The organism is Myroides oncorhynchi (genome assembly GCF_020905415.1).
In the GTDB taxonomy this organism is placed as follows: domain Bacteria; phylum Bacteroidota; class Bacteroidia; order Flavobacteriales; family Flavobacteriaceae; genus Flavobacterium; species Flavobacterium oncorhynchi_A.
Map to the genome: position 1 here is coordinate 825,620 of NZ_JAJJMP010000001.1, position 15,909 is coordinate 841,528.

16 protein-coding genes and 1 tRNA gene are annotated in these 15,909 nt (G+C 33.3%); 1 reads left to right on the forward strand and 16 read right to left on the reverse strand.

Annotated features, from left to right (window positions below):
• Positions 1 to 29: 29 nt before the first annotated feature.
• From rpe to LNQ81_RS03645, 3 genes are all read right to left on the reverse strand, one after another.
• The gene (gene rpe / locus LNQ81_RS03635) at positions 30 to 692 is read right to left on the reverse strand and encodes a ribulose-phosphate 3-epimerase (protein WP_229944818.1); all 663 of its coding nucleotides are present in this window, start codon (positions 690 to 692) and stop codon (positions 30 to 32) included.
• Between the two features lie 199 nt (positions 693 to 891).
• Positions 892 to 1,605 carry a lipoyl(octanoyl) transferase LipB gene (lipB, locus tag LNQ81_RS03640; protein WP_229944819.1) on the reverse strand — a complete coding sequence of 238 codons (714 nt, stop codon included), beginning with the start codon at positions 1,603 to 1,605 and terminating at the stop codon, positions 892 to 894.
• A gap of 11 nt (positions 1,606 to 1,616) precedes the next feature.
• Positions 1,617 to 1,781 (reverse strand): YqaE/Pmp3 family membrane protein, encoded by a 165-nt coding sequence (locus LNQ81_RS03645; RefSeq protein WP_121964199.1) that lies wholly within the window; start codon positions 1,779 to 1,781, stop codon positions 1,617 to 1,619.
• Between the two features lie 188 nt (positions 1,782 to 1,969).
• Between LNQ81_RS03645 and lysS the strand changes: the two genes are divergently transcribed.
• Positions 1,970 to 3,670 carry a lysine--tRNA ligase gene (gene lysS, locus LNQ81_RS03650; protein ID WP_121964200.1) on the forward strand — a complete coding sequence of 567 codons (1,701 nt, stop codon included), beginning with the start codon at positions 1,970 to 1,972 and terminating at the stop codon, positions 3,668 to 3,670.
• A gap of 186 nt (positions 3,671 to 3,856) precedes the next feature.
• Here the strand turns inward: lysS and LNQ81_RS03655 are convergent, their stop codons facing one another.
• The 13 genes from LNQ81_RS03655 to LNQ81_RS03715 form a co-directional block, all read right to left on the reverse strand.
• A complete protein-coding gene (locus LNQ81_RS03655; RefSeq protein WP_229944820.1) occupies positions 3,857 to 4,900 on the reverse strand; it encodes a cytochrome-c peroxidase in 1,044 nt (347 codons plus the stop codon).
• 61 nt (positions 4,901 to 4,961) lie between these two features.
• Positions 4,962 to 5,774: an MbnP family protein gene (locus LNQ81_RS03660; RefSeq protein WP_229944821.1), complete on the reverse strand. Its 813-nt coding sequence runs from the start codon at positions 5,772 to 5,774 to the stop codon at positions 4,962 to 4,964.
• An 84-nt stretch (positions 5,775 to 5,858) separates the two neighbouring features.
• Positions 5,859 to 6,224, reverse strand: a complete 366-nt coding sequence (locus tag LNQ81_RS03665) for a hypothetical protein (RefSeq protein WP_229944822.1) — start codon at positions 6,222 to 6,224, stop codon at positions 5,859 to 5,861.
• A 99-nt stretch (positions 6,225 to 6,323) separates the two neighbouring features.
• Entirely contained in the window at positions 6,324 to 7,196 is an 873-nt protein-coding gene (locus LNQ81_RS03670; protein ID WP_229944823.1) for a helix-turn-helix domain-containing protein, read from the reverse strand.
• Between the two features lie 84 nt (positions 7,197 to 7,280).
• Complete coding sequence (locus tag LNQ81_RS03675) at positions 7,281 to 7,649, reverse strand: hypothetical protein (protein WP_229944824.1); 369 nt, start codon at positions 7,647 to 7,649, stop codon at positions 7,281 to 7,283.
• A gap of 67 nt (positions 7,650 to 7,716) precedes the next feature.
• On the reverse strand, positions 7,717 to 8,580 hold the full coding sequence (locus tag LNQ81_RS03680; RefSeq protein WP_002987652.1) for a sigma-70 family RNA polymerase sigma factor: 864 nt from the start codon (positions 8,578 to 8,580) through the stop codon (positions 7,717 to 7,719).
• A gap of 186 nt (positions 8,581 to 8,766) precedes the next feature.
• Entirely contained in the window at positions 8,767 to 10,152 is a 1,386-nt protein-coding gene (locus tag LNQ81_RS03685) for a trimethylamine monooxygenase (RefSeq protein ID WP_229944825.1), read from the reverse strand.
• A gap of 480 nt (positions 10,153 to 10,632) precedes the next feature.
• On the reverse strand, positions 10,633 to 12,789 hold the full coding sequence (locus tag LNQ81_RS03690; protein ID WP_229944826.1) for a polyribonucleotide nucleotidyltransferase: 2,157 nt from the start codon (positions 12,787 to 12,789) through the stop codon (positions 10,633 to 10,635).
• A gap of 169 nt (positions 12,790 to 12,958) precedes the next feature.
• Positions 12,959 to 13,228: a 30S ribosomal protein S15 gene (gene rpsO, locus LNQ81_RS03695; protein WP_229944827.1), complete on the reverse strand. Its 270-nt coding sequence runs from the start codon at positions 13,226 to 13,228 to the stop codon at positions 12,959 to 12,961.
• Positions 13,229 to 13,363: 135 nt separating this feature from the next.
• The gene (locus LNQ81_RS03700) at positions 13,364 to 13,828 is read right to left on the reverse strand and encodes a GAF domain-containing protein (RefSeq protein WP_229944828.1); all 465 of its coding nucleotides are present in this window, start codon (positions 13,826 to 13,828) and stop codon (positions 13,364 to 13,366) included.
• Between the two features lie 217 nt (positions 13,829 to 14,045).
• A complete protein-coding gene (locus LNQ81_RS03705; protein ID WP_229944829.1) occupies positions 14,046 to 14,474 on the reverse strand; it encodes a CBS domain-containing protein in 429 nt (142 codons plus the stop codon).
• Between the two features lie 831 nt (positions 14,475 to 15,305).
• Positions 15,306 to 15,379 (reverse strand) — tRNA-Arg (locus LNQ81_RS03710).
• Between the two features lie 13 nt (positions 15,380 to 15,392).
• Positions 15,393 to 15,842, reverse strand: a complete 450-nt coding sequence (locus LNQ81_RS03715; protein WP_229944830.1) for a GatB/YqeY domain-containing protein — start codon at positions 15,840 to 15,842, stop codon at positions 15,393 to 15,395.
• Between the last annotated feature and the right edge of the window lie 67 nt (positions 15,843 to 15,909).

Consider the following 15,909-nt stretch of genomic DNA (forward strand, 5'->3'; position numbering starts at 1 on the left):
CCTTTTTTATATTAACTTATTTAAACTTCTTACTTAGAAGTAATCTCTTTTAGATCGGCAATAGTTGCGATAGGATCAGCTGCACTGAATACAAAGTTACCTGCTACTAATGCATCTACTCCTGCATCTACAAGGGCTTTAGCATTCTTATTATTCACTCCACCATCTATTTCTATCATTACATTAGCTCCTTTAGCAGTGATCATTGCTTTTAGCTTGCGTACTTTCTCATAGGTATTCTCAATAAAGCTTTGACCACCAAAACCTGGATTAACACTCATAATAAGTACTAAATCTAGATCTTGAATAATGTCTTCTAACACACTTACAGGAGTATGAGGATTAAGTGCTACACCAGCTTTCATTCCTTCTGCTTTAATCGCTTGAACTGTACGGTGCAAGTGCGTACATGCTTCATAATGCACAGTAAGGATATCTGCTCCTAAGTCTTTAAATGTCTTAATATAACGATCAGGATCTACTATCATTAAGTGTACATCCAATGTTTTTTTAGCGTGTTTATTAATCGCTGCTAATACTGGCATACCAAAAGAAATATTTGGTACGAATACTCCATCCATAATATCAATATGGAACCAGTCTGCTTGGCTATTATTCACCATTTCGATATCTCTCTGAAGATTAGCGAAGTCAGCTGCTAATACTGAAGGTGCTATAATCGTGTTTTTCATATAATTGAGTTGTGTTTGTACAAAGGTAATCCAAAAAAAGCGATAGTCAAACGCTATAAGTTAATTCTACTTGATAGGCTTTAAACATTGAATTAGCATTAGTCTAATAACATATAAACAAGATACTCAAATTTGAATACCACTGCTTTTAAATTAAAAAAATCCCAATAGATGATACTATTGGGATGTATGATGTAGCCTATAAAGACTCTTGTCTTATTACTCGTGCTTCAAATAATTCAGAGAAATACTTGATAATCTTCTCTCTTACTTCATCCTCATCTACATACTCTACTCCTAGCTCTACATTAAGAGAAGTAACTCCTTTACCTCGTATTCCACAAGGGATAATGTTGTCAAAGTAACCTAAATCTGAATTTACATTAAAAGCAAAACCGTGCATCGTCACCCATCTAGAAGCTCTAACTCCCATCGCACAGATCTTACGTGCGAATGGAGTTCCTGCACCTAGCCATACTCCTGTTTCTCCTTCACTTCTACTAGATTCTACACCATAATCTTGTAAAACAAGGATAATGGTCTCTTCTAAAAGACGCAAATACTTATGTATATCCGTAAAGAAGTTCTCTAAGTCTATGATAGGATATCCTACTACCTGTCCAGGCCCGTGATATGTAATATCTCCTCCTCTATTAATCTTATAGAACGTAGCCCCTTTTGCCTTTAATTGTTCATCATTTAAAAGCATATTATGTGCATCACCACTCTTACCTAATGTATAGACATGGGGGTGTTCTACAAATAAAAAGTAATTATCTGTAGCATCTGTTCGTTCTTCTCTTCTATTTCTGATCTTAACATCTAGAATAGATTGAAATATTTGTTCTTGGTAGTCCCAAGTATCTTTATAATCTTTCTCGCCTAAATCAATAAGCTTTACTTGTTTGTTCATTGTGATGTTAGTTATTTGTTATATTTAGGATTGTTAAGGATTACTAATGCCGCAATCACCCCAGGTACCCATCCACATAACGTTAAGATAAAAACAATCAATATAGATCCACATCCCTTGTCTAATACAGCTAAAGGCGGTAAAATAATAGATAAAAGTACACGTCCTAAACTCATGACTAAATATTTTGTAAGATACAAATTTCGACATTTTTTCGTTGAACTCTCCTATTATACAGTTAAAATGATAGTGCGTATTCACTTTTAAGACAAAGTATTGCAAATTAAGTCGTTTTATCAGAAATAGTAATTGTCGCATTTTCAAAGATTAACTATATTTGCCATTAAATTAATTTACAGTTATTATGCAACTTTCAGAACAAGAAATCATCAGAAGAGAAAAACTGAGCAAGTTACAAGAGCTTGGTGTGAATCCTTATCCTGCTAATCTATTTCCAGTAGACCACACGTCGAAGCAGATAAAGAACGACTTCGAAGAAGGTAAGAAGGTTGTCGTTGCGGGTAGATTAATGTCTTCAAGAATACAAGGAAAAGCTTCTTTCGCTACTATCCAAGATAGTGAAGGTAAGATTCAGTTATACATCAATAGAGATGAACTTTGTCCAGACGAGGATAAAACATTATACAATGAGATTTACAAAAAACTTATTGACTTAGGAGATATCGTAGGTATAGAAGGAGAGTTATTCACTACGCAAGTAGGAGAAAAAACAGTACGTGTAAAAGGTTTACAGTTATTAAGTAAAGCATTACGCCCACTTCCATTGCCTAAGACAGATGCTGAAGGAAATACGTTTGATGCCTTTACAGATCCAGAATTACGTTACAGAATGCGTTATGTTGATTTAGTGGTTAACCCAATCAACAAAGAAATATTCATCAAACGTACAAAGTTGTTTACTGCAATGCGTAACTTCTTTAACGAGTCAGGATATATGGAAGTAGAGACTCCTGTATTACAGTCTATCCCTGGTGGAGCATCTGCTCGTCCGTTTATCACACACCACAATGCTTTAGATATTCCTTTATACTTGAGAATTGCTAATGAATTGTACTTAAAACGTCTTATCGTTGGTGGTTTTGACGGAGTGTATGAGTTCTCTAAAAACTTCCGTAACGAAGGAATGGACAGAACACATAATCCCGAGTTCACTGCTATGGAAATCTATGTAGCTTATAAAGATTACAACTGGATGATGGACTTCACAGAACGCCTATTAGAGCACTGTGCTATCGCTGTTAATGGTACAACTAATGCTACTTTTGGAGAACATGAGATTAACTTCAAAGCTCCTTATAAACGTATCACTATGGCAGACTCTATTAAAGAGTTCACAGGATTTGATATCACTGGTAAAACAGAGGAAGAAATACGTGTAGCAGCTTTAGGGATGGGTATTCCTGTAGATGAAACAATGGGGAAAGGAAAACTTATTGACGAGATATTCGGAGAGAAATGTGAGGGAAACTATATCCAACCTACTTTCATTACTGACTATCCAAAAGAAATGTCTCCATTAACTAAACTACACAGAGATAACCCTGAACTAACAGAGCGTTTTGAATTAATGGTTTGTGGTAAAGAGATTGCAAATGCATATTCTGAGTTGAATGACCCTATTGACCAAAGAGAGCGTTTTGAATCTCAAATGGCTTTAGGAGACCGTGGAGATGATGAAGCGATGTTTATCGACCAAGATTTCTTACGTGCTTTAGAGTATGGTATGCCTCCTACATCAGGATTAGGTATCGGTATGGACCGTTTAATTATGTTCTTAACAAACAACCCTTCTATTCAAGAAGTATTATTCTTCCCTCAAATGAGACCTGAGAAGACTGCTCCTTCAGTAGAATTAACAGATGAAGAGAAAATCATTATTCAGATATTAGAGAACAACGATAACAAAGTTGAAATTGGTTCTCTAAAAGAACAAGCTGCTTTAAGTGGTAAGAAATGGGACAAGGCAATGAAAGGTCTTTCTTCTCATAACTTAACTAAAGTAGAAACAGAAGGTGACTTAAAATATGTAGTGTACCAACACTAAGAGATAATAAAAAACAAGACTCAATGAGTCTCGTTTTTTTATACCCTTAAATCTGCAGATAACGTTTAAACACGAATGAATTGTACAAAAATTAAAGCACACTGTAGTGTGGCTTTAGAGCTAATCGAAGCTATGTAAAGTAGAATTAATTCGTAGTAATCGGTAGTTGCAGATTTGAGGTATACTTTAAAACTTCGGGTTATTGATAAACTCATAATCTGTAAGCGTATGTAGAAAGGCTATTATTGCTTTCTTTTCATCTGTAGTCATTGGAATACCAACTGCACCACCGCTTTTCTTAAACAATGGATCAAGTGTAGGGCTATCTTTCATCCCTGAAGAATAAAAGTCCAACACAGCCTCTAAGGTAGCCAAACTCCCATCATGCATATAAGGAGCCGTTAACGCAATATTTCGCACTGTACTAACCTTAAACTTATATCTATCTTCTTCTAGTCCTGAGACTTCTTCTCTTCCTTTATCGTTAACTAAAGGATTTACTGGCACACCATTATTTCTAAAAGAAACATCCGTAAACAAATCACCTTTATGACAAGCTGCACAATTCTGTCGAAATAGCTCTAAACCTCTTTTTTCTTGTTCATTTAATGTACCTCCTAATTCATTTCTAACATATTTATCATATTTAGAATTACTAGATACTAACAATGCCATATACTGAGCTAAAGCTTTCATCATATTAGTAGATGTCATCTTATCATCATTATATGCCTTTTTAAACAGTTTTTGGTAATCTATATCCAAACGCAGTTTATCTAATATAATAGGGATATCTCCTCGCATCTCAAGTTCATTGTAAATGGGAACAATTGGAACCATCTCCAAATTATTAGACGCTCCGTCGTAAAAATACTCATCTATAAAAGCCATATTCTGAATAGCTGGAGCATTGCGTTTACCTAATTGACCATCTATACCAACACTCAATGGTTTGCCTGCATCTGCAAAAGCAGCAGATTTAATATGACATGATGCACATGATACTGTATTATCTTGTGAAAATCGAGAGTCATGAAATAATTTCTTTCCTAATTCAAAACGGGAATGTTTTAAATCATTATTAATAAAAGGATAAGTAGGTTCTGGAAAGTTCGTTGGCCGAGACCACGCTAGATTATCTATATCTTCGATAGGTTCTTCATAATCCTCGTTTGAAGAACATCCTATCAACAAAAAAGAAAACATAAACAGTCGAACAATTTTCTTCATAAAACAAATTTTTAAATAAGTAAAGGGAAGCTGACTAACTTCCCTTTGCAATAAAATCAAATTATAAACTTTTCTGAACAGTTACTTTTCCTATGCTAAACATGCCTTGGGCATTTTCCATAATCTTAGGAGCACGAACAGCATCAACCATTATATATGAACTCTCTTTCAAAACAATCTTATTTTTACCATCCACTAATAATGATGTTTCTACATTCAAATCAACATTAGAAACATGCTTATCACTAACCTTAATCTCTTCTTTACTTTCTAACACTACTTCTTTATAATTGTCTAGTTTACTTCCATGGCTTCCTATATGCAACTGAAAATCATCCTCTTTATTTGTACCATTTACATAAAGCCCTTGACAGTTAATAAATTTATATCCTGTAATCCATCCCCAGATCAAATCATGCTTCTTGCACAAATCCCAGAACTCTTGTTGATCTTCCATACCCTTTAAATACTTCTCTTGATCAACTCCAATACCAAACTTCACTTTAGTATAATAACCTGCTGGAACATCTTTCAAAACAACCTTATAATCGTGAGTCTCAGAATCCACAAAGAAATACCCATCTTTTTTGGGGTAAGTAAAAACTCCTCCTTTACTATCAGTAAGTTGAAAATTACTAATAATATACTTTAAAAAACTAATATTCAACTTTTCATCATTGCTATTAGCTTTGTAAGATGTATTATACTTCAAATCTTCGCCAAACATTTTATGGTTAAAAGTAAAAGTAATATTGTTCTTACCTGTTAGCTCTTCTTTTTTATCTTCTCCCGAATTATTGTCATCACTACTACAAGAAGTTAATATAATAGTAGAACACAATATTAATGTGATATACGATAGAAATTTATTCATTTTAATCTATTTTATAAGTTAAGTTTAATCCATAAAGCATCAGTCCGATATAATCAGACACAACTTTTTAATTGTAATAAAAAACTATAAAATCGGGGGTTGCAGTACAATTGTACTAAACAGATAAGTATAGAAATTACTATACGTCATAGATACTGTCTCTTTTAGAACACTACCGACTAATGACATATTAGCAACAAAATTATACGAGAAAACTGGAATAAAATCGAACAGAACAACAGCTTTCTCTATTTGTATAGGAGATTTAGAATCTAATACTTGCTGTAATTCTTTTGCTACATAGCATTTACCATTACATTCTAATATTGGCTTATCCACATTAACACATAACACAGTAGATATATAATCATAATTAACAATATACTCCACCACAGGCATAACTGGGCGGAATATAAAAATTAACGCTATTATGATATATAATTTCTTCACGAGGCAAAAATATCAAACACAATTTAATTTAGTTAATAATATTATTAATGTTTTTTGAGACATTCACACTTCTTATAACTAAAAGCATGATTATCTAAATCATGCAAATGTCTTCCTATAACTCTCAGGAGTAATTCCCTCCTGTTTTTTAAAGAAAGTGACAAAATAAGAAGTACTGTCAAAACACAACTCTCTAGCTATCTCATTAATATTAAATGAGCTAAACTGTAATAGCCGCTTAGCCTCAATAATAATACGCTGACGCACTACTTGACCTGCAGTTACACCTCTCTCTTGCTTACAGAGTTTATTTAAATAATTAGGGGTAACACATAACTTCTCTGCATAGAAGGAAGGCGTTTTAGCTTCCTTAAAATACACTTCTACTAAATCTAAGAAGGCTAATATACGATCATTAGAAGACGATTTTCCATAATCTATATGAAGAACATCTGTAAGTCCCTCAATATACTGTAACTCACATAACAAGATATTCAAATAAGAACGAAGTACCTTAATGCGATATACACGTGTAGAACCATACTCTGTAAGCATTAGTTCTGTCAACATATTTATTTTTACACTTATTGCATTAACCATAAATTGTTGGGGAATACTATCCAGCTGAAAGAAGTCAAAATACTTCAATACATTTTCATGGTATCGTTGTGAAAAGAATGCATCCTCGAAGCCAAGGAAAACACCTGTACAATTACTTCCAAAACGCATACTTACTATATCACCTGGCTTGATGACATAAATACTATCTCCTAAATCAGAATATTCAAATTCATTAATACAAATAGTATATACTCCACTTGCTACAATAACAACCACATAAAAGTTAGCTCTAAAACTAGAGTTTATTAATGGATAATCTCTATTTAGACATGTAATCTGATTAATAACAAAAGAAGATTGGTCTTGCGTAAAATAATTGATACCAAAGGATTTTATAATCTTACTAGACATAAGAAACTTTAATTAATATTATACATAAGTACATATACTACCAAACTAAATTTTGGTAGTATTAAAATAATCTATACATATTAATTAAACAACAGGAGGTCTTAGGACGCGATAAGTAAATAACTGTCTATATAGATCACTATATTGATCCAATGTCTTATTAGAGTGTGCTAAAGAAGTATTAACAGCTATATAATTCTGAAGTTCCCCTACATACATTAACGCAAAAGCTATGTTACATACTTTTTTTGCACCATCTTTATGTTGTTCCTCTTTGACTGTTCGAGCCAGCTCTTTCATTAAGTAACACTGTCCATTGCAGTGCATTTCAGGCTTGTCAGTATTTATACATAGTACTGTTGATATATATTCATAATCGATCAAGTAGTCTACCAAAGGCACTACTGGTCTGAATACTAATAAAGTTACTATAATAAATAAATACTTCTTCACGATACAAATATACAGTCGATTAGGATATAAAAAAAGCGTTACTAAAAATAGTAACGCTTTATATGGTTTATCCTAAATAAGTTTTTAATATCTTACTTCTAGATGTATGTTTTAATCTGCGAATAGCTTTTTCTTTAATCTGTCTTACACGTTCTCTTGTAAGATCAAATGTTTCTCCTATTTCTTCTAATGTCATAGGATGTTGATCACCTAATCCGAAGTATAGACGTACTACATCTGCTTCTCTTGGAGTTAGTGTTTCTAATGCTCTCTCAATTTCTGTTCTAAGAGATTCGTGAATTAGCTCTCTATCTGGGTTTGGTGATTCACCTGAGCGAAGTACATCATATAAGTTAGAATCTTCTCCTTCAACTAATGGAGCATCCATTGAAAGGTGACGTCCAGAGTTTTTCATACTCTCTTTAACGTCGTTCACAGTCATATCTAACTCTACAGCAATTTCTTCCGCTGAAGGTGGACGTTCATTAGATTGCTCTAATAAAGCGTACATCTTATTAATTTTATTAATAGACCCAATCTTGTTCAATGGTAAACGAACGATACGAGATTGTTCTGCTAGTGCAGACAAAATAGATTGACGAATCCACCATACCGCATAAGAAATGAATTTAAAACCACGTGTTTCGTCAAAACGTTGCGCTGCTTTGATCAAACCTAAGTTTCCTTCATTAATTAAATCGGGTAAAGTCAATCCTTGATTTTGATACTGCTTAGCAACCGAAACTACGAAACGCAAGTTTGCTTTCGTCAATTTCTCTAGTGCTCTTTGATCTCCTGCTTTGATTCGTTGCGCTAACTCTACCTCTTCATCCGCAGTAATTAAATCTACTTTACCAATTTCTTGCAAATACTTATCTAAAGAAGCTGTCTCACGATTTGTTACCTGCTTGGTAATTTTAAGTTGTCTCATATTATTTCTATCCTTGTTTTTTGCTATGATGTGTTTCTCACACATATATTATACGTTCACTACACCCAAAAGGTTACAACATTTTAAAAAAAAATTTAAACCTATATCTTTACTACACAAAAAAAGCACCACAAAAATGTAATTAATGCAGTGCTTCTCTATTTTATAAAAAATATAACTTTTAAACTAGTAATAATTCACCTTGCTTAATTCCTCTTCATCTACCTCTACTTCATCAAGATATCGCTCTAAACTATCATCTAATTCCTTCATCCACGGAGTGTGGTGCTCTTCTGCTATCACGCCACTCATAACTGAGGTATAAACCTTATCACGATAATTTAAAATATTAATCTCTTTATCATTTAACCAACTTTTAAACATTGAGGCAACAGTATCTAAGTCAAAAGTAGGGTAATCTGTCATACTAATCAGATCCTTAATATAATTAGTTTGAAAGTCTACATGTTCCTCACCCGTTTTAGAGCTTTTCTCCAGTTTCACCCATTGTTCTATCTCTTTACTCCTAATCTCTTTAGAAGGTAACTTGATACGTCCTAACATATAATCTCTTGCAAACCAAGCTTGAGTATCAAACATATTAAATGTATAGTACTGATCTTGCATTCCTAAGAAAAGTAATCGTTCATTTTCATTAAAAACAACTCCTTTATAGAGATTATCTGGATATAAATTATTCTTTGTTTTTAAACGCAAATTATCTGGCAGAAAAGGAAATTTATGTTGATATCCTGTACATAATACCACTGCATCATATTCTTTCTTAGAACCATCCTTAAAATATGCTACATTATCTTCAAAATGGGTCACAAGAGGTTTTTCCTCTATACCTTTAGGCCACTTAACCCCAATAGGATTAGTGCGATAAGAAATCGTCACTGACTTACTACCATGTTTAAAACACTGAATACCTATATCCTCAGCAGAATAACTACTACCTACTAATAAAATATCTTTATCTTTAAACTGATCTGCTCCTCTAAAATCATGAGCATGCATTACTGTTCCAGGAAAACTATCAATTCCTTTAAAATAAGGCATATTAGGTGTAGAGAAATGTCCTGTCCCTACAACTAAATAGTCAAAAAACTCTTCGAATGTCTCATTCTTAACAAGATCATCAAATATGACCCTAAACTGTTGTTTCTCCTCAATATAGTCTACCCATCTAGCCACAGTATTAAACTTGATAAAACTTCTTGCATTACTTTGCTTTATACGTCCCTCAATATAATCAAATAGAACTTCTCTTGGTGGATATGATGATATCGGCTGTTTAAAGTGATCCATAAAAGTATAATCTGCAAACTCTAAACATTCTTTTGGTCCATTAGACCAAAGGTACTTATACATACTTCCATGAAGAGGCTCACCGTACTTACCTACGCCAGTACGCCAAGTATAATTCCACATTCCTCCCCAATTATCTTGTTTCTCATAACATTTAATCTCTGGTATTCGGTTTCCCTTTTTTTGTTCTGACTCAAAGGCACGCAACATAGCTAATCCACTCGGTCCAGCACCAATAATTCCAACTTTAAAATCTAACATAACTACATAACAAATTTGTCCTCGTTAAAAAACGAAGAATTAATAAAAATGATTATCACTGATTGCTCAGCCGAGATAGAATACTACATGTTCGTATTCTACAATAGATACATCTAATAATTGATGTATATCAGGCAGCATAATTATATGCCGAAAATAAGGTCAAGTATACAAAACTTGAATTTGGATAGGAGTTGATAACACAATGCTAGAAATATATAAGCAAGCCACCTCCTATTAACGTTAATTGCTAATATAATACAAATTAGCGACTTAACCAAAAAACAAACCCCTAAAAATATAAATACAATTAGAACAATGACAAAACTCAACATTACATAGTAAGATTATCTAAATAGAAAGTTGTATCTAATAGAGTATATCGATGATAACTACAACATAGCTAGTAATCAGACAAAAACGAGAATAAAAAAAGGACATCTATTACTAGATGTCCTTTATATAATAAAAAGATTACTTTTATTTATTTTCTTGCTTTGGAGCGTCGTCTTTTTTCTCTTCTCTAGGAGGACGAGGCATTAAAGCTTTACGAGATACTTTTGCTTTTTTCGTTTTAGGATCAATACCCATGTATTTAACATCAAGTAAATCACCCATTTTCAACACATCAGATACATTCTCAATGCGTTTCCAATCTAACTCAGATACATGAAGTAAAGTCTCTTTTCCTGGTACGAATTCTACTACAGCACCAAAATCAAGCATCTTAACTACTTTAACATGGTAAGTCTCACCCTCTACTGGAGCGAAAGTTGTGTTATCGATAGCAGCAATAGCTTTAGCCATACCGTCTGGATCAGTACCAAGTATTTCAATAATACCGAAATCTCCCTCTTCGTTAATCACGATAGTAGTTCCTGTTTCTGCCTGAAGAGCTTGAATATTCTTACCTCCAGGTCCGATAACAGCACCAATAAAGTCTTTAGGAATTGTAACAGTAACAATTTTCGGAGCTTTAGGTTTAACTGTAGGATTTGGAACTGCGATCGTTTCTTCTAATAATCCAAGAATGTGCATACGTCCATCAAGAGCTTGTTTTAACGCTTGCTCTAAGATTTCGTAAGCTAATCCGTCGATTTTTATATCCATCTGACATGCAGTGATACCATCTCTTGTACCAGTAACTTTAAAGTCCATATCTCCTAAGTGATCTTCATCTCCTAAGATATCAGACAATACAGCCCAACGTCCAGTTTTCGCATCTGAGATTAACCCCATAGCAATACCAGAAACTGGTTTTTCCATTTGAATACCTGCATCCATTAATGCTAATGTACCAGCACAAACAGTTGCCATAGAAGACGAACCGTTAGATTCTAATACTTCAGATACTAAACGAATAGTATAAGGACAGTCAGCAGGAATCATATTTTTCAAAGCACGTTGTGCTAAGTTACCATGACCTACCTCTCTACGAGAAGTTCCTCTTAATGGTCTAGCTTCACCTGTTGAGAACGGAGGGAAGTTATAGTGTAAGTAGAATCTATCCTCTCCTTGCTCACTTGGCAAGTCAATTATATTAGCATCTCTTGATGTACCTAAAGTAACTGTCGCTAATGCTTGAGTTTCTCCACGTGTAAAGATAGACGATCCATGTACAGAAGGTAAGTAATCTACTTCACTCCAGATAGGACGAATCTCAGTAGTCTTACGACCATCAAGACGAATGTTTTGATCTAAAATAAGGTTACGTACAGCCTCTTTTTGAGTCTTCTTAAAGTAAGTACTGATTAGTTCACCTTTTTCAGCTAAATCTTCTTCAGAGAACAAAGCTTTCACTTCATCATATACTTCAGCGAATTTCTCACCACGCTCGCTTTTACCACTAGCATGAGAAGCAATTTCGTATAATTTAGCATAAGCTGCATCATTAACTATTTTCTCAACTTCAGCATCCGTTGCTTCTGGTTCGTACTCACGGTAAGTAAGTCCTAAAGCAGCACGCATTTTTTCTTGAGCTTCTACTTGTACTTTAATAGCATCATGAGCAAACTTAATTGCATCAATCATATCTTGTTCAGAGATCTCTCTCATCTCACCTTCTACCATACATACAGAATCTTTAGAAGCTCCGATCATCATATCAAGATCAGAAACATCTAACTGTGCTCTAGAAGGGTTAATTATGAATTGTCCGTCTACACGAGCAACTCTAACTTCTGATATAGAAGTATAGAATGGAATATCTGATACAGCAAGAGCCGCAGAAGCAGCTAAACCAGCTAATGCATCAGGCATTACATTTTCGTCATGAGACATTAATTGAATCATAACCTGTGTTTCAGCGTGATAATCATCTGGGAACAATGGACGTAAACAACGGTCTACTAAACGCATTGTTAACACCTCTTGATCACTCGGACGAGCCTCACGTTTAAAAAAGCCTCCTGGAAAACGTCCAGCAGCAGCAAATTTTTCTCTGTAATCTACAGTTAAAGGAAGAAAGTCAATACCAGGGTTCGCAGTTCTCGCTGATACAGCTGTAGCTAAAAGCATACAGTCTCCCATACGAACAACTACAGAACCATCTGCTTGCTTCGCTAATTTTCCAGTTTCGATAGAGATGCTACGGCCATCTCCTAAATCGATAATTTCTTTAGTTACCTTAGGAATCATAATAAATTAATACTTTAGGGTTTCTGTCTCTCCGAAGAGAGACATTAATAATTTTGTGTTGTGTTGTGTGTGTTGTGTAGTTGTATGAAACCCAATGAAAAACCAGACTTTTTTTGCTAAAAAGGCTAAAAAGAAAAAGAGGCGCACAAGGGCACCTCTTTACTATTGATTATTTTCTAATATTCAATTCTTTGATAATCTCACGGTATCTGTTAATTTCTGTATTCTTTAAGTAGTCAAGAAGTCTTCTTCTTTTACCAACTAAAAGAACTAATGAACGCTCAGTATTATAATCTTTACGATTTCTTTTTAAGTGCTCAGTTAAATGTGAAATTCTGAATGTAAACAAAGCAATTTGTCCTTCAGCAGAACCAGTGTTCTCAGCTTTTCCTCCGTGTTGTACGAAGATCTCAGCTTTTTTCTCTTTTGATAAATACATGCTAATATTATTTAATGATTTTTATGTATATAATATGGTAGTACCATATTTACGTTTGCAAAGGTAATTTTATTTTTTTATAAATACAACTATAAAAAACTCTCTTTTTATAGCAAAATAACTTTTAGTTATAAATCAAACATAAAGACATGATATATAGCTATTTAACTCTTCTAAAAACAATTGATCTTCAGGTGTAAATGCGTTAATTTGATTAGAATCAATATCTATCTGCCCGATATTAACACCATTAACAAAAAGAGGCACAACTATCTCCGACTTAACAGTAATACTACATGCTATATAGTTATCTTGAGCCGTAACATCTTCTACTAGGAATGTCTCATTACTCACAGCAACCTGTCCACATATACCTTTACCGAAAGGTATTACAGTATGATCTGTTTCTGGTCCTGAATATGGTCCTAAATAAAGCTCCTGTTTATCATGAAATGCAAAGTAAAATCCAACCCAGTCGTAATAAGAAATCTGCTCATGTAAAAGAACACAAATCTTTTTTAATCGTTCTTCCACTCTTAGATCACTTAATCCTAGTATCTTTTTTGCTTCAATTAAGAGCGCTTGATATAAATCATTCATATTTATATTAGTTTTATGATAAACAAATATAAGAATCCACTCTAGATATCACAGTAAACATCTTCACTTCTTAACTATATTTCTAAAACTAACGTATATACAAAACAAAAAAAAGCATTAGAACTCACCCCTAATGCTTTTTTCAAACAACAATATGTTATTTCGTAGCCAAACTCACAAACTACAAAATATAATAATCTTTTTTATAGCAATTTTTTTATTCCTTATCACACTGCTTAATCAAGTACTTAATTAAATCCGTACTCGTAAGCATACCTATTAAGACATTACCTTCCATTACAGGCAACGATCTAAATCCTTTTTCCATAATTATTTCTGCCGCATCCCGAACACTTAAATCTGCTTGAATTGTTATTACATCTTTAACCATAACTTGTTCTATAGAGAACATATTATATACAGTCATATCAACAACTTCATCATCTTCGTCTGTCGTTTCTGCCAAGCTAATTCTTATTAAATCAGTATAACTTAACATTCCTACTAATTTACCTCCTGAAATAACTGGCAAATGTTTAATTCTAAAATCCTTGAACAATTTTTCTGCATCTGTCAATGAATCAGTCAAATTTAATTTGACAACATCCTTAGCCATAATATTAGAAACTTGAACATTCTTTGTCATTACAATTTCCATTTTGTTACGACAAATTTAAACCAACCTAACTCTTAAAAAAATGATATTTATCAGATTTAAGTATTTTATTGCCTCATTAGTCAAAATCATACTTTATTTACTCAAAAAGTTACTCTAAAACTCCAGCTGATAAACTTACATCAAATGTCATAAAGGAGACAATATATCAATCCACACCTATAAGCCAATTTACAAGTAGAAATATCACGCAGGATTAGAACACTAAAATTTAGAGGGTATTTTTTTTATTTTAACCCTTTAAAACAGTCAAAAAATAAGATAATACCTATTAAAATATCTATTTTTTTAACCAATTCCAGTCCTTTACCATCAAAACAAATTTAAAAACTACTTTTTTATTATTTTTTTTAATTCACACAAAAACACAATTCATTGCAAACCAACTATTTAATAAAAAAACTCAATTTACATTTACATCTGCACCTCTTGACAATGCCAATGAATATAGGCACTGATAGTAGATCCTAGGACATTTCTTGGACTATACTTGCACAATAGTAGGACTATATACTGTTTTGCCCAATAATGCTCTACTTATTCTCCTGTCAATCGTTATTGATCACAAAAACATATTCAAATAGAATTTCTAATAGTCAGACTAACATATAATCTAACAACTCCACCTATTAACCCTTTATATAAAAATGAGATTAGAAATACCAATGTCTAAAGCCCTTGCTGGCAAATTTTTATAAGTACACAGTATATTATGGTATTTAGACCATACCTACGAAATAACACTTACTCATAAACAAAAAACGCTATTACCTTTGTTAAAGTAATAGCGTATATATTTTGCGTCCGCGGGAGGGCTCGAACCCCCAACCCTCAGAGCCGAAATCTGATATTCTATCCAGTTGAACTACACGGACATTAAATCATCTATTAAGATAATAGTGATTTTACTACGGAAGAGATAGTTTTTCCATCAGCTTTACCAGCCAACTCTTTAGTTGCGATTCCCATCACTTGTCCCATAGAAGACATGCCACTAAAACCGCCTTTACTAATTATCTCTCCAATTATTTTTTGAACTTCTGCTTCTGATAACTGCTCTGGCAAAAATTGTTCTATAATAGCCGCCTGAGCAATTTCAGGTTCTGCTAAATCATTTCTATTTTGCGTTGAAAAAATATTAGCACTATCTTTTCTTTGTTTTACTAATTTCTGAAGAATCTTTATCTCTTCTTCCTCTGTAAGATCAGTTTGTGCTCCTGATTGAGTTTGAGCTAATAATAACTCTGACTTTACTGCTCTTAATGCTTCTAAAGCGACTGTGTTTTTCGCTTTCATCGCATCTTTTATAGCATCCATTATCTTTGATTGTAAACTCATATCAAATTTATTTTATTTTGTGCAAATATATAAAAAAGCCCGAAAGATTATAATCTTTCGGGCTCTA

Coding starts and splice junctions, on each gene's coding strand:
- LNQ81_RS03655 (WP_229944820.1), bottom strand. CDS start 4,900: ATGAAGAAAATTGTTCGACTGTTTATGTTTTCTTTTTTGTTGATAGGA.
- lysS (WP_121964200.1), top strand. CDS start 1,970: ATGCAACTTTCAGAACAAGAAATCATCAGAAGAGAAAAACTGAGCAAG.
- LNQ81_RS03660 (WP_229944821.1), bottom strand. CDS start 5,774: ATGAATAAATTTCTATCGTATATCACATTAATATTGTGTTCTACTATT.
- rpe (WP_229944818.1), bottom strand. CDS start 692: ATGAAAAACACGATTATAGCACCTTCAGTATTAGCAGCTGACTTCGCT.
- LNQ81_RS03685 (WP_229944825.1), bottom strand. CDS start 10,152: ATGTTAGATTTTAAAGTTGGAATTATTGGTGCTGGACCGAGTGGATTA.
- lipB (WP_229944819.1), bottom strand. CDS start 1,605: ATGAACAAACAAGTAAAGCTTATTGATTTAGGCGAGAAAGATTATAAA.
- LNQ81_RS03670 (WP_229944823.1), bottom strand. CDS start 7,196: ATGTCTAGTAAGATTATAAAATCCTTTGGTATCAATTATTTTACGCAA.
- LNQ81_RS03715 (WP_229944830.1), bottom strand. CDS start 15,842: ATGAGTTTACAATCAAAGATAATGGATGCTATAAAAGATGCGATGAAA.
- LNQ81_RS03645 (WP_121964199.1), bottom strand. CDS start 1,781: ATGAGTTTAGGACGTGTACTTTTATCTATTATTTTACCGCCTTTAGCT.
- rpsO (WP_229944827.1), bottom strand. CDS start 13,228: ATGTATTTATCAAAAGAGAAAAAAGCTGAGATCTTCGTACAACACGGA.
- LNQ81_RS03680 (WP_002987652.1), bottom strand. CDS start 8,580: ATGAGACAACTTAAAATTACCAAGCAGGTAACAAATCGTGAGACAGCT.
- LNQ81_RS03690 (WP_229944826.1), bottom strand. CDS start 12,789: ATGATTCCTAAGGTAACTAAAGAAATTATCGATTTAGGAGATGGCCGT.
- LNQ81_RS03705 (WP_229944829.1), bottom strand. CDS start 14,474: ATGACAAAGAATGTTCAAGTTTCTAATATTATGGCTAAGGATGTTGTC.
- LNQ81_RS03700 (WP_229944828.1), bottom strand. CDS start 13,828: ATGAATGATTTATATCAAGCGCTCTTAATTGAAGCAAAAAAGATACTA.